General features: G+C 35.7%; 1 protein-coding gene (running past one end of the window). It reads right to left on the bottom strand.

What is annotated here, in order from left to right; all coding sequences use genetic code 11:
- A protein-coding gene (ebh, locus tag ssp1_RS06745; RefSeq protein WP_118828157.1) for a hyperosmolarity resistance protein Ebh crosses the window boundary here: on the bottom strand, positions 1-16080 show its 5' portion. The gene continues 12423 nt to the left of window position 1, outside the view; 16080 of the gene's 28503 nt are visible here — the first part of the coding sequence; its start codon is at positions 16078-16080; the stop codon falls past the left edge of the window.

The following is a 16080-nucleotide window of genomic DNA, read 5'->3' as shown; positions in this document are numbered from 1 at the left end:
CGTCGTAGCACCATTAATAGCATTTATCGCAGCTTCTCGTTGATGTTGGTTTAAATGCGTATCATTATTTAATGTTTGTAGTGCATTGGTTTTAGCTTCTGATACTTTTTCTTCACCATTTAATTCTTGTTTAGCATGATTAACATTTTCAATCGCTTGTTCTACTTCAGACTGTGTAAGATCATGTCCAAGGTCTTTATCAAGTGTATTCTGTGCTTGATGCACTGCATTCGTATATGCAGATTGTTTGTTAGTATCAGCATCAGTATAATCTACACTTTGTTCAACATCTTGATAGTGATCAATACTTTGTTGTAATTGGCCCATGGCATGATTTAAATCTTGTGCGGTTTGTTTAGCTTGTGCTACTTCAGCTAATGTTTGTGCATTGTTGATACGATCTTGAGCAGTGTTTGATTGAGCATGATTTAAGTTTGAGTAAGTGCCTAGTTCTTGGATAGCTGCAGTTTTAGCGGCTTGAACTTTTTCTTCACCATTCAAATCTTGTTGTGCTTGATTCACGTTTGCTAAAGCTTGTTCAACTTGAGATTGAGTAAGATCATCTCCATGGTCTTTGTCAAGGATACTTTGTGCTTTTGTAACAGCATCTGTGTAAGCCTGTTGTTTATCAGTATCAGCATCAGTATAATCCACGCTTTGTTCAACATCTTGATGATGTGCAATACCTTGTTGAAGTTGACCCATTGTGTTATTAAGCGTATTTGCCACTTGTTGTGCTTTTGTGACAGCTTCTAATGTTTGTGCATCATTGATATGTTGAGTAGCTGTATTAACTTGAGCATGATTTAAATTTGCATACGTGTTTAATGCTTGTTTAGCTGCAGCTTTAGCTTCTTCAACTTTACGATTACCGTTAAGGTCTTGTTGCGCAGCTTTTACTTTTGCAATGGCTGCTTCAACTTGAGATTGTGTGGCATTCGTTCCACTTGTTGGATTCGTAATAGCTTCGGCTTGTGAAACTGCATTATCATAAGCTTGTTGTTTATCAGTATCAGCATCAGTGTAATTCACACTTTGTTGAACATCGTTATGATTTGCAATACTGTCTTTAAGTTGACCCATTACTGTATTTAATGATGTAGCTGAATCTTTAAGCGCATTAACAGCTGCAATATCATTAGCTTGTTGAACTTGATCATTCAATGCATTAATTTGATTTTGGTTTAAATGATTCATTTGGCCAATATCATTTTTAGCAGCTTCTTTAGCTTGAATTAAGTTTTGTGCACCATTTAACGCAGCCTTTGTTTCATTTACTTTAGTTGCAGCTTGATTAATTTCAGTAGCGCTCATGTTAGGTTGACTTGTAGCATCGATGATCGCATTTGCTTGATCAATAGCCGTGTTGTAGTCATTTTGATTGCTATTTGATGCATCTAAATAATTTTGTCCTGCTTTAATTGATGGGTTATCTTGAATGCTTTGACGTAATGCGTGCATCGCTTGATCTAGTGTTTGAGATTGTGTTTTAACGTTATCAACATTTGCTACATTTTGAGCTTGTTGAATTTGACGTTTTAACTCATCCTTTTGTAAATTTGTTAAGTTTGGTAGATCATTAACAGCGTTGGTAGCATTTGTTTTTGCTTGTTCTAATATCTGTGTACCATCTAAAGCATCTTTAGTAGATGTTACTTGTGCTAAAGCTTGTGCAACAGCATCTTTATCTAGATTTTGACCGTGGTCTTTATCTAAAAGTTGTTCTGCAGTTGAAATGGCTTGATTATAAGCTTGTTGTTTTGATGGTTCGGCATCGATATAGTTTTGACTGTCTAACGTTTGTTGTTTGTTAGCTATACCATCTTGTAATTGACTCATAGCTGTGTTTAGTTCAGTAGCTTTGTCGCTTTGTTGGTTTACATCTGCGACAGTTGTTGCACCATTAATTTGTTGTGTTAATGCTTCTTTTTGAGCATTGTTTAATGATGTTAAGTGTTCTAAATCAGCTAGTGCTTGAGTTTTAGCATGTTCAACGTTTTGGTTACCGTTTAAAGCTTGTTCTGCAGCTTGAACTTTTTTCATTGCTGCTACAACATCAGTTTGTGATGTGTTAGGACCATGAGCTTTGTCTAATATTTGTTGCGCTTGTTGAACAGCATTTGAATAATCTTCTTTGAGATTAGTATCAGCATCTGTATAATTTACGGATTGCTTCATTGCTTCTTGGTTTGCGATAGCTTGGTTTAATTGGTCCATCGCAGTGTTAAGATCATTTGCACTATTTTGAGCTGCTGTTACATCACTTACATGTGTGGCTTGGTTAATTTGTTGTGTAATATCAGCCTTTTGTGCATCTGTTAAATGACTTAAATGATCTAAATGAGTTAAGGCATCTTGTTGTGCATGTCTTAAGTTTTCAGTACCATTTAGTGCTTTTTCAGCAGTAGTCACTTGAGTTGCAGCTTGTGTAATAGCATCAGGATCCATTGTAGGTGATGCTATTGGGTTGATGATTCCATTAGCATTATCAACTTGTCTATTATACGCCTCTTGTAAATTTTGATTAGCGTCTGTGTAATTTTGACTCGTTTTAATATTAGATACATTAGCGATACTATCTCTTAATGTATGCATTGCATCATTGAGAGTCGTTGCTTTGTTTTTTGTTGTATCAACATCAGGTAATGTTTGTGCTTGTGCGATTTGTTGTTTTAACTGGTCTCTTTGAGCTTCATTTAGTGAAGTTAATCCATCAACAGCTGTTGTTGCATTTTGTTTTGCTTTACGTAGGTTTTCATCACCATTTAAGTCTTGTTTAGCAGAATTAACTTGTGATGCAACATTTGAAATTTCACTAGGAATTAATACAGCGCCATTTGTACCATGAATGATATCTTCTGCATTTGCGACCTGATTTGTGTATGCTTGGCGTTTATCATCGCTTGCATTAATGTAATTGCCGCTTGTCAATGTATCGTTTTTATCAGCAATTGCTTCTTTTAAGCTTGTCATATTGTTGTTTAATTCAGTAGCCAGTTGTTCAATTGCTTTGACATCTGCCACACGCTTACCGTTAGATACTTGAGCTTTTAATGCATCTTTTTGAGCATTATTTAAATCAGGACTGTTATTAATCGTATTCGTTGCATTACGTTTAGCATCTTCAAGGTTACGTTCACCGTTTAATGCTTGTTGTGCTTGATTGATTTGATTGATAAGATTTTGAACTTCATTTATCGGTGTATTAGGACCTGATTGTTGGTTTACAATGCCTTGTGCGGTATCTAAATACATATCATAATCAGTTTGTTTAGGTTGATCAGCGTCTAAGTAATTTTGAGTTGCTTGTACTGTTGGCTGATTGTTCACTAATGTATTTAATTGATCCATTGCACCATCTAACGATTGAGCCTCTTGTTTAATTTGATTTACATCAGCAATATTATTCGCTTGATTAACATTTGCTTCAAATGATTGTCGTTGGGCATCAGTTAAGTGTGTTAACGTGCCTAAATATTGTTGTGCATTTGTTTTTGTATCATTTAATTTTTGATCACCATTTAATGCTTGTTTAGCATCCACAATTCGTTGTAAAGCTTCTTCAACTTTATCTTGAGATGTATTAGGACCATTTGCATGATCTAATATAGCTTTAGCAGCTGTTATACTTTGCTCATAATCAGATTGTTTTGATTGATCGGCATCGGTATAATTCTCAGTTGTTTTAACTTGAGGTGCTTGATTTACTTCAGCTTGTAATTGTTGCATTGCTTGATTTAAATCATTAGCAGCTTGTTTGACTTGATTAACATCGCTAATATGTGGTGATTGTGTGATTTGATTTAATAAATTCACTTTTTGCTGATCTGTAATTTGACCTAATGTATCTAAATATTGTTGTGCTGCTTGTTTAGCCGCGTCTAAGTTTTCATCACCGTTTAAATTAGTTTTGGCAGTTGTAACTTGTTGAGTTTTGCTATTGATTGTATCAGCATTCATTTCAGGATGAGTTGCTGTATTGATAATCGATTCCGCATCTGTGACAGCTGCATTATAGGCTTGTTGTTGATCTGGAGATGCATCATGATAATCTTCATTACCTTTAACTGTTGTTTGGTCAGCAATACTTTGTCGTAATGTGTCCATGGCTTGATTTAATGTGTCAGCATTGTTTTGAATACCTTGAACGTCACTAACTGTTTGACCATTATCAATGTCTTGCGTTAATTGCGCTTTTTGAGCATCTGTTAATGATGTAAGTGAATTTAATTGTTGTTTAGCATTTTGTTTAGCTTGTTCTAAATTCTGAGTACCGTTTAATGCTTGTTCGGCATTTTGAACTTGTCTTAAGGCTTCTTCGACTTGCGCTTTATTTTTATTTGGACCTGCTTGGTTAAGAATGTCTTTAGCCGCTTGTACAGCAGATGTGTAATTCGCTTTATTATCTGGTGAATCGTCTTGATAATTTTGACTATTTAATATGTCATTCTCATTATTGATACCAGTTTGTAAGTCAGACATCGCTTGATTTAAATCGTTCGCAGTTTGTGTTAACTGTTCGACATCAGCAATGTGATTAGCATGATTGATATTGTCAGTCAAACGCGCTTTTTGAGCCTGATTTAAATGAGATAAGCCATCCAGTGCTGTAGTTGCTGTCGTTTTAGCTTGGTCAAGTCTTTCTTCTCCATCTAAAGCATCTTTTGTTTGGTTAACGTTATTAATCGCTTGATTAATTGTATTCACATCAAGTGTTGGTTGTGATGTTTCATTAATGATAGTTTCTGCATTTGCTACAGCATCATTGTAATTTAATTGTTTTTGCTGCTCTGCATCTATATAATCCTCGCCTTGTTTAACATCCGCTTTATTCGCAATCGATTGTTGTAAGTTTGCCATAGCGCCATCAATATTATTAGCAAGTTCTTTTGCATTATTTACTGTATCAATTTGATGTGCGTCATTGATTTGTGTTTCTAATGCTTGACGTTGTGCTTGATTTAAATGTGTTAACTGACCAAGAGCAGTAAGCGCTTGTTGTTTAGCATTATTAAGGTTGGTATTACCATTTAATGCTTGTTCTGCAAATGTGACTTGTTTTAATGCATGGTTAACTTCATTCGGTGTAAGAATAGGACTTTGGCCTGCACCTTCAACGATAGCTTTTGCTTGATCGTATTTACTGTTATAAGCCGATTTTAATTCAGGGTCCGCATTGACGTAGTTATCGCTTTGAATAAGTTGGTCGTGATTAGCGATACCTTGTTTTAATGCTGTCATTGCATTATTTAAATTACCTGCATTTTGCTTAATGTCATTAGCTTGTTGAACATTTTGTGCTTTTGAAACTTGTTGAATTAACGCATTTTTTTGTGCTTGATTTAAATCATTTGCACCTACAATTGTTGCAGTTGCTTCATCTTTGGCGCGTTGTAAATTTTGTTGTCCATTTAAGGCAGCTTGGCTTGATTTAACAGTTTCAGCTTGTTGATTGATTGTCGTTGGATCCATGACTGGTTGTGTTTGGCTATCAATAGTACCTTTTGCATCATCAACGGCATTATCATAACTTGATTTGATAGATGGTGTTGCATCTGTATAGTTAATACCTGATTTAATTTGTTCATTATTAGCAATACTATCTCTTAATTTAGTCATTGCATTATTTAATTGATTAATATCATTTTGTAATGATACAAGTGCCGCATGATTTGGTGCAGTATTAATTTGTTCTTCTAAACGATGACGTTGAGCATCATTTAAACTTGTTGCATTTTGTAATGTAGTCAACGTTGGTTGACGATCTAAAGTTAAATTAGTGCGTGCTTGATTTAAATCCGCTTCATTTGTTTGTGCTTGTGCCACTTTAGCTTTAATATCAGCTGCCGTTGGTTGACCTGCAATAAGTTGATTTAATTCATTTAATGTTTGTCGTGCTTTACCTAACTCTTGATGATAGGCCTCTAATGAAGCGGCTGTCATACCATCAGTATCAGTTGGTCGATTAATACTTGTTTCTAAACTATTTTTCGCAGCTTCTAATGGTGCTTTATCAGGCGTTAAATGCGCTTTAGCTTGATCTAAATCAGATTTAACGGTATTAGCTTGAGCGACATTAGTATTGATGTCTTGAACTGTTGGATTACCGTTAAGTACTTGTTTAACCGCTTCAAGTTTTTCTTTTGCAGCATTTAATTTATCGTTAAATGTATTGATAGAATCTTGAGTCATGCCGTTAGTATCAGTGTTATCAGCCGCTTGGATACTTTGTTGTAAAGCCTCTTTCGCAGCTTCTAAAGGCGCCTTATCAACTGTTAATTGTTGTCGTGCTTGGTTTAATGCATTAGTTACATCTTTTGTTGCACTTGTGTTGGTATTGATATCATCAACGGTTGGATTACCATTTAATACTTGTTCGATATCGCGAAGTTTTTCACGCGCTGCATTTAATTTATGATTATAATTTGCAACTGATTCTTGAGTCATACCATTTGTATCAGTTGTTTGGTTGATACTTTGCTCTAGTTCAGTTTTGGCCTGTTGTAAAGGTGCTTTATCAACTGTTAATTGTTGACGAGTTTGATTTAATGCATCTTTCGCAATGTTTGCTTCATTCGTATTTGAATTGATGTCTGCAACACTTGGTGTACCATTAAGTACTTGAGTAATAGATGCAAGTTTGGCTTTCGCTTGTTCAAGTTTTTCATTATAAGCATTAACAGATGATTGTGTCATACCAGTTGTATTGGTAGGTTGATTAATACTTTGTTGTAACGCTTGTTTCGCAGCCTCTAATGGTGCTTTATCAGGTACTAAGTGTCGACGTGCGTCATTTAAAGCATCTTTTGTATTTGTTGCTTGGTTCACATTGTCATTGATTTGTGCAACAGTTGGATGATTATTTAAGACGCGATCAATCTCTTTTATATTTTCTTTTGCGGCATTTAATTTTTCGTTAAGTGCATTAATTGAGTCTTGTGTCATACCTGTTGTATCCGTAGCTTGCGCCTGGTTTATTGCATCTTGAAGTTCAACTTTCGCCTGTTGTAAAGGTGCTTGGTCTGGCGTTAAGTTTGAACGTGCGTTGTCTAATTCGGTTTTAGCATCATTTGCTGCTGTAGTATTTGTATTGATTTGATCCACTGTTGGATTGCTATTTAATACTTGATTAACTGCGCGCAGTTTTTCTTTTGCAGCATTTAATTTTGCTTGATAAGCATTAATCGTATCTTGAGTCATACCTGTTGTATCAGTAGCTTGATCAATACTTTGTTGTAATGCATGTTTCGCATTTTCTAAAGGTGTTTTATCTACTGTTAATCCATTACGAGCTGTATCTAGTGCTGATTGTGCATCATTTGCATGTGCAACATATTCTCTGATTGTAGCTACGTTAGGGTGAGATTGTAAGATTTGATTAATCTCTTTTAGTTGTTGTTTTGCAGCATTTAATTTTTCATTATAATTGGCTACTGATTGATCAGTCATACCTGTTGTGCTTGTCACTTGATTAATATCATTTTCTAGATCAGCTTTAGCTCTTTCTAAAGGTGAGACATCAGGTGTTAAGTTTGCAATCGCTTGTTTCAATGTATTGTATTTATCTTCTACTTTTGTTTTTTCGTTTGTGATATCTTGTTCTGTTGCATCACCATTATTAATCACTTGTTGAGCTGCTTCTGATTCTGTTTGAGCAGCTTGTTTCGCTTGTTGATAAGCATTGATTGATTCAGTTGTCATACCATCTGTAGATACTGTTTGGTTAATCTCATCATCAAGTTTAGCTTTCGCAGTTTTAAGTTCACTATTATCCGCTAAAGGTTGTAATTGATTAATCGCTTGTGTAATACGTTCATTCACTTGGTTGACTTGTCTTAAAGCATCTTGAACTTCTTGAACAGTTCGAATTGGCTTATTAATAATAGCATCAGCATTTTGACGTGCTTGAGTTAAATCAGGATTAAGAGCTTGCATCGCTTGGTTGTAAGCTGTGATACTAGCTGGTCTCATTCCTGATGTTGTACCAGTTCTATTAAGAAGTTGAGCTGCTTGTTGTAATGCTTCTGTATCAGCCGTTAAACCAGCTTTAGCTTTATTTAATTCAGCTAAAGCGTTGTCTACATTTTGTTTTTGTTCTGCGATTTGTTGAGCTGTTGCATCTCCGTTATCAATCACTTGTTGTGCTTTTGTGATTTCTGATTGAGCAGCTTGTCGTTTCGCATTGTAATTATCAATACTTTGTTGTGTCATGCCATCGAGTGAAGGCTGTTGATCAATAGAAGATTGTAAGTCATTTTTAGCTTGCACTAATTCATGATTGTCGGCTTTATTTTGTAGTAAAGCTTTGGCTTGATCAATTTTTGCTTGCGCTGCTTGAACAGTGTTTAATGCTTGTGTCACTTGTTCAGGTGATGCAAATTGATCTTGAATGACTTGGTCTGCTTGAGCTTTTGCAGTATTGATTTCATTTTGTGCATTTGTCATAGCATTGTTAAATTGAGTAATACTTGCAGGTGTTTTGCCATCAGTGCTAATAGGATCATCTAAATGATTTTTCGCTGAAATTAAATCGCGTTTGTCAGCTTTAGTAAAAATGGTTTCAGTAATTTGTTCTGTACTACCATCATCGTAAGTGATTACAACTGGAATGTTTGTTGTACTACCACCAGCAAGATTAACAGGCAATGGTGTACCTGTTTTAATTGTTGCATTTCGTTTATTTAAAACTTGTACAGCATTATTAATATCTTCAGGTGTTACGTTAGAACCATAATCTTTCACAATTTGATTAATAGTGACAGAATGTGCATTTGATACATTAAATGATCGTGAGTTTGTACTTTCTGCATTACCTGAACCTGCTTTGGCAATTGTCGTGATATCACTATTAGGTTTAATCGTATTTGCATCGAAAGTTACTTTACCTGTCGCACTATCTACGCTTACATAACTTGGTTTATTAGCAATTGTCCATTGTCCATTAGACCCTTTTACAACTTGTAATGTTTTTGTCTGTTCGTTAGTATTACCTACTTTTTCAATATAAGTAATATCTAGCGCTGTTGTTGGGTTGACAAGGTTATTTGGTGTGTTATTTGGTGCGATGTCTACTTTGCCGTTTTCCCAAATGTGAGATGTAGCTTGATTAGGTTGAGGTGCTACAACTGTAAATATTTGACTCTGTTGTTCATCACTTATTAATTCGCCGTTACCTTGTGTTGCAATGACTTGAACATTGTCTGATGGACTAAATGTACCTGGTGCTATTGTAATGCCGCTAGTTGTACCTACAATACCAGTCACATTTTGCGCAGAAGTTTCTTTAGTCCAAGGGCTAGTGTTATTATTACGAACAAATGTTGTGATAACTTGTCCATTGTGTTTAATGACTAAGCGGTCCGCGTACGTATCAACATGCCCTGTACGAGTATCAATGGCTTGGTTTGCACCTGGTGCTATTGTTATAACACCTTGTTTTGACTCGGAAATTTGAGGTGCAGTTGGTTGCACATTTCTAATGATAAATCGTCCAGTTTGTGATGTTGCGAATGGTTGTCCTTGATAAAATACATCATATTTCGCATTTAATATTTGAGCAGCATTTGGTTTAGTTAATGCATCCCAACTTTCAGTATTTGTACCTGTTGTAGCTTGGTTCCAACGATATGTGAAACCATCAGTTGGTAAACCATTTTGATTCACAATATGTTGATATTGAGAGGCTTCAATACCTCGTGCGAAAGTTGTACCTAATGTTGTTGTATAGGCATTTGGACTAAAATCAAATTGATATACGTATAAACTCACTGGTACTTGAACAGGTGTAGCTACTCCAGGATAAGTGACATTAATTGTTAAGTTTTGAACGCCAGCTTGGTTTGTACTCGGTTGTGCTTGGTTTGCCCAATCTGCTGTTATACCACTTGTGTTGGTATTAGGATCAAATGTAATATAATGCATTGCTTCAGTACCTTGAGATAGTTGACCACCTTGTACCTCGCGCGTTGGTGCTTTAGCACGTGCGACTGGGTAAATGGTAACAGGTATATCTACATTTCGAGTACCTTGTCCATTCGGTAGTGTAACGACTGCTGTTTTAGTAAAGTTCCCTACATTATTTTTCCAGTTATCTGCATTATCTTGCCAAACTGCTGTAGCACCTTGAGGTAAATGATCAATATATCTTGCTGCGCTACTAAAATCATTTTGTGTATCATCTTTGATGAAATGTGCACCTTCAGAGATTGCATGCAATTGCGGTGTTACGTGTACTGGATTACTATCGAATGAATCAATCGTTATATCTTGTGTGACATCTTCAACTTGGCCTTGACTATTTTGTGTTGTGTAGGTGATATTTCGAGTTATTAAGCTTGTTCTGGCTTTGATTTCACCATCTGGTAATGCATCAGATACAACTACCACTGCATTATGACCTGGACCATAAGTTGTACGAGCAATCGCTAAACTTGTGCCATCGGATTTTAATAAAGTCACTGGTGATTGATTTAAAACATTGCTCACGTTGACTTCTTGATTGGTAAGACCTGCTTTATATAACACTGTATTAGAATCAATTCTAGGTGGATCTGGTCGTACACTTACTAAGAATCTAACGTTTTCACTTTGACCATTTGCATAAGTAACACGAACTACTCTCGTTTGACTACCTACGATATGGAGGTTTGGTGGCATATTACCACTACCAACAAAGGAGAATCTCATATTTTGCTGATCATTATCCCAAGAATGATTAATTGGTTTGAGATAATCTTTAGGATTGTTTGGATTATCAATTCCAGGAATAGGTGTTACCCTACTCGTTACAAAGACTTGTTTTGGAATTGTTCTTACTACCATATAAGATGATTCTTTAACTATTGGTGTTGTTTCGCCATCAAATAAGATGTTAGCTCTAACTGTAATGGATTCACCAATACGCGTATTATTCTTGTCTGGTGTATTGTTTGGAAGCCAAGTAATGGTTGCATCTGGAACAGGATCACCATTCTCTAATGTAAAGAAATCATTCGGTGATGCACCTTTACCATTTGGGAAATCTTGACCTTGAATCGTATATTTCGGGCTAACTATGACGTTGTAGATGACATGTTTGACAGGAACAGTGATTGTTGATGTTGAACCGTCGGCATAAGTCACTGTTACTGTTGCTACAGGTGATTGGTTAAATCTTCCGACATTACCAGTCACAACTTTACTTCTAATCTCATTTGCACCAGCTGTTGCATATGGTCGTGTTCCTGAGATATCAGTAGTTGTTATACTATCAATAATCTTTTGTTGATCCGCTTGTGAAATTGCTGCGTTTTCACGAATATTAGCAATACGAATTGGATTTCCTACTGTTGCATTCGTTGTTACTTGATATTTATCTTTTAATGGTTTGACTGTGACGTTAAATGACTGATTAGTCGTGTTTCCACTTGTATCAGCTGCAACTATCGTAACGGTTTTATCACTACTTGAAGTGACATTTGGTGCTTGTAAAGTTACGGTTTGATTATTATTGCTAACTGTGCCATTTACTTGAGATTGAGGTGCTACTTGAACACTACCTAAAGCATAATTATCATTCGCGGTAATAGTATTGGTAAATGATTCACCAGAGTATACAGTATGGTCATTGTAATTTCCTACAGTTAATGTTGGATTTACACTGTCACTCGGTACAAAATACACATTAATGACGTCTGTTGTGTTTGCTTGATTACTATTAATCGCTTGTAAATAAGCTGGTGGACCATATGGTGATAAGAATAATTGTGCTCGATATACAGGACTATTATTACCAGTAATCGTGTTGTTCTTAATCACATGATCTATTGTAAATGCTGGTACACCATTTCTAGCAGATTCATTCACATTGGTTAATGAAGAATTGGTTGTATTAGAACTTAAGTTTGAATACTTGATAGGTTGACCACCATAACCACGACTTGTTTCTACTAAATCTAAAGCTTGAATGATTTTACCGTTATATGTGAATTCACGTTGGCCAGCAGCATCTGGAGCTGTTAAAGAATAACCTACTGAATTATAGTTTGGTGTTCCGCCAGCTTCTGCTAATGCTTTTTCAGTACCTATAATATTTGTTCTCAAGCCAGGAATCGTTGTATTCGCTGTAATAAGTTTCAATACATCATTAGCATTAATTGTTCTACCACTTGTTGCATCATAACGATAAATTATTGATTTATGATCTTGTGACCATTGGAACCCTCCATCTGTTTGGCGACCAGGAATCGTTTGACTTGTCCAACCTACTGTGTAGTCATTCGGGAAATCGACCCATCTTAAGAAATTCATATTAGTCGCATTTGATGTAAATGATTTTTGTAATTTATCTTTAATGATATTTACCGTAATTGTACTTGTAGATAAACCGTTAAGTGTATTAGTAATAACGACATTACTATCAGATAATTGAAGTTGACTTCTATTAGCGTTTATAAAGGCTTGCTTAATTTGTGCTTTCTCTTCATCTGTGACATTAAATGTTGAAATACGAAATACACGTTGATCACCTGTTGGTTGATTTACATCTACAACCTTTAATTTCAATGTTAAAGGTGCTTGGTCTTGTCTATAGGCATCATTAGCATTTAAACGATACGTATGTGTACCTACAGCAAATTGAGATACCTGTGCAGCATTTGGTAATGAATCAACTGCGGTAATATTAAATAATGTACTATCAGGTAAATCTGCACCGTTACTTAATGCAAAATATTGTTTTAAATCACCAAATTCAAATTGTTGACCTCTAGCAATTGTTACTGTTGCTTCTTTAGTATTGTTGCCATCAGCATATATTGATTTTCGAATAGGTTCATACGTAATCGCATTAGAAATAGAAATTCTGTCCGTTGACCCGTCTTTATAATTGAAGCTAATCATTTCTGTTGAAGGTATATTGATTGGACTTGAACTATCTAAATATTGGGTAATATTTGAATTAACGGCAGTTAAAGCTCTAATGACCTCTTTTTCCTCTGCACGAGTTAAATCTCCAGGATTGACTACATTCACCTTTTGAACGTTAGGTAATACAATTGGAGAGAAATCATTACTCATTTGACCAATATTAATTAAGATTTGCTTAGATTGGCGATTATTTGTTGTGTTATTGGCGTTATCAGTAGCACTAATTTTAAATCTGATTTGACTGTTGAATGGTTGATTATCAGATACAGTTCCTGTAATTCTAAGTGTACCGCCCTCACCATTTGAATTTCGTACAAACTCGGACGTCCATCCCTGTGGTAATCTACTAATATTTGTCGATTTAATTCCAGTACCATTTGCGCCGTCTGTAATATCAAGCGTAAAGTTGACTTGTTCACCTTTATAATACTTGTTTTTTAAACCTACAGGATTACCAATCGTTGGTGGTGTGTTGTCTGCCTGTACTTCAACCGCATTACTAAAATTAGACATAAGATTGTCGTTGTAATAAACGATGGCTCTAATGATACCGATATTTGGTAAGTTCTGCACGAAGTCCTCTTGATTGAATGTCACACTATTACTAGTACTTGTCGGCGTTGCACTGCCTATAATGTCATAATTTCTCGGCACTGAAGCGGGGTCATTAGTTCCATCTTGTGCTAGATTTCCAGTGACAACTAAATAAACAAGGGCATTAGGATCTGCAGGTACATTAGAGACTGTGATAGTAGGTTTAGTGCCCCCTTTACCTCTTAACTGTTCAACAGTTGTATCAATATGAGGCGGTAATGGCTTGACTCTTATCTCGAAAGGTTGTTCTTTCTTACGCAAACGCACCGTACCTAGGTAATCACCAGGTGCTATATTACCGACTAATTCAAGGTTTCGTTCACTATTATTATTTGTTCTACCTGCTGCGTTTTCAATTCGGAGTGAGCTTGGGATACCAGTAATTTCCCAATCATTATCATTAAAATCTTCATTACTTGCTAATTGAATACGTAGTGGTTGAACATAGTTAGATGAGTTGCCACTGTTTGTATAACTATTGCCCATGTTTCCTTCTAATACATTAAAGATCGGGTGTCCTGCTGATTTAGATTCAGGCAAATCAGCACGGTTCTTTGGATCATTATTAGTGTAAAATCCAATATTATTTTGCAGTTCAGGTTTCACATATAAATACACTGACTTCAAGGTTTCTTCATTACCATATCCATCTTGAATATCGAATCCAATATTTAATTTAATAGGGTTACCAGTTCGACTAGCATTTGTTAGTGTATCGTTGTTGATAAGTTTATAAATTTCAAATTCATTTAATGGTGCCTTCCCTACTCCGCGATAACGATTAGTAGGTAATGAAGGGTCGTAGAAACCACCTACATAGCGACTAGGTGTTTTGGCATAGCTCATCGGATCTGAAGCAAAGTCTTCTGAATTCTCATTATTCGAATCTAAAATATATTTTGTGACTTCTCTTCTTGCATTTAAATCGTAAATATCTTTTGTGTTGCCAAGATGATAAGTTCGGTTAATGCCTTCAGTAAATGTTTTTACTCGCTCTGTAAAAACATTTAGTGGTTCTACATATAATTCGTTAAAGCTAAATAATTGTCTGTATTCTAGTGCTCTACCACCAGCTGCATAATAAAATCGTTCGGCAGTATTACCTTGTGTTTTAAATTGTATTGTATAACTTGCATTACCTTTTCCTATAAAAGCATACAATCTATCTATACCATATATTTGATTTTTGAATTCACCATTTAGTAAATCGAAATTTTGTTCGCCGTTTGTTTTAGCTTCATCTGATGCATCTTGTTCATGTTGAAACTCAGGTGCTCTAGCAAACTCTTTAAAGTTCTTAATGTGAATCGTAGGTTCATCATAAAAGGTATAACCTGTAGGTGGGCCTTGCACAAAATTAGAGGCACGAGAACTATCGATACCACCTGCAGTTCGCCACATGGCAGGTAATGATTGTCCTTCTCCAGCACCAACACCTAAACTACTAATCTTATTTGAGTGGTCAGGGTTTTCGATAGTAAATCTAACTGGCCCTACTGGAACTTGTGGATCCGGCAAACCGAACCAAAAGACCATATGTTCATGCATTCTATGACTTTGATTAAATTTAATTGTCCATTCATAACCATCTTTTAATCTTTTCGTAGTGATATAGGCAATCCCTTTAGAGTCTGAAGCACGTAAAGGCTTCCATGGTGTATTTGGTAAGGCAAACGGTGTTCCTTTGTTTGCAGCATAAATATACGTACCAACTGGATAGCCTGAACCATCGTTTGGACTTTTTACGTAATAAGATGTGATGGCTGTTTGATAACTCTCTGATGCTTTTGGATCAGTAGAGCGATCTTTTATTTCATGTTTACGTCGTTCTTGTGATTGACGTTTAGGCAAAGTACGCATGGTTGCTACTGCTTGTTCTAAGTCTTGATATGCAAGTTGTAAAGATTTTTCACTGATTGGATGACTGCTTCCAAGTAATGTATTAACTTTATCGAAAGCTTCTTTAACTTGGTCGAGCGTTGGTTGATCTACTTTATCTCTATCTATAAAGCGATAATCATGATAGTTTGCATCAAAGAAAGCTTGTAACGAATCTTTATTAATTTGAGTCGGCTGTTTTAAATCACTTTCTTGTTGCATGCTATTATGAGTTTCACTATCTACATGCGCGGTTAGCTTATTCTCTGTGTTATTTACTTCTGCGCTATGAGTTTGATTAATTTGATCTAAATCATTTGAATGATTAGAATTTGCTGTTTGATCTGTCGTTTGAATCGATTTATCATTATCTATTGAAACATTTTCTGTAGATTGCGTCTCTGTGTGTTCTGTATCAGCTTGAGACATCACCGTTTCTTTAGATGGTTGTTCAGAAGTTACGGTTTCATTGTTAGTTAGTTGGTTGGATGTTTGCAAACTGGAATCAGACTGCGAAATGTTTGTCCCCCCATCATGCTGCTGAAGCGTTTGTTGTGCATTCTTTTCTGTTGCACTTAATTCATCAGCTTGTACATGAGAAGCGTTAAAACCTAAAAAGACTAACGTCGCAATGACTGTTGAAAACGTACCAACTGTATATTTACGAATACTAAACTTCTGTAATTTCTCACGATTATTCAC

It is taken from the genome of Staphylococcus sp. M0911 (assembly GCF_003491325.1).
In the GTDB taxonomy this organism is placed as follows: Bacteria; Bacillota; Bacilli; order Staphylococcales; family Staphylococcaceae; genus Staphylococcus; species Staphylococcus warneri_A.
The sequence above is the reverse complement of the archived record's forward strand: the minus strand, read 5'-3'. Positions and strand labels throughout refer to the sequence as shown.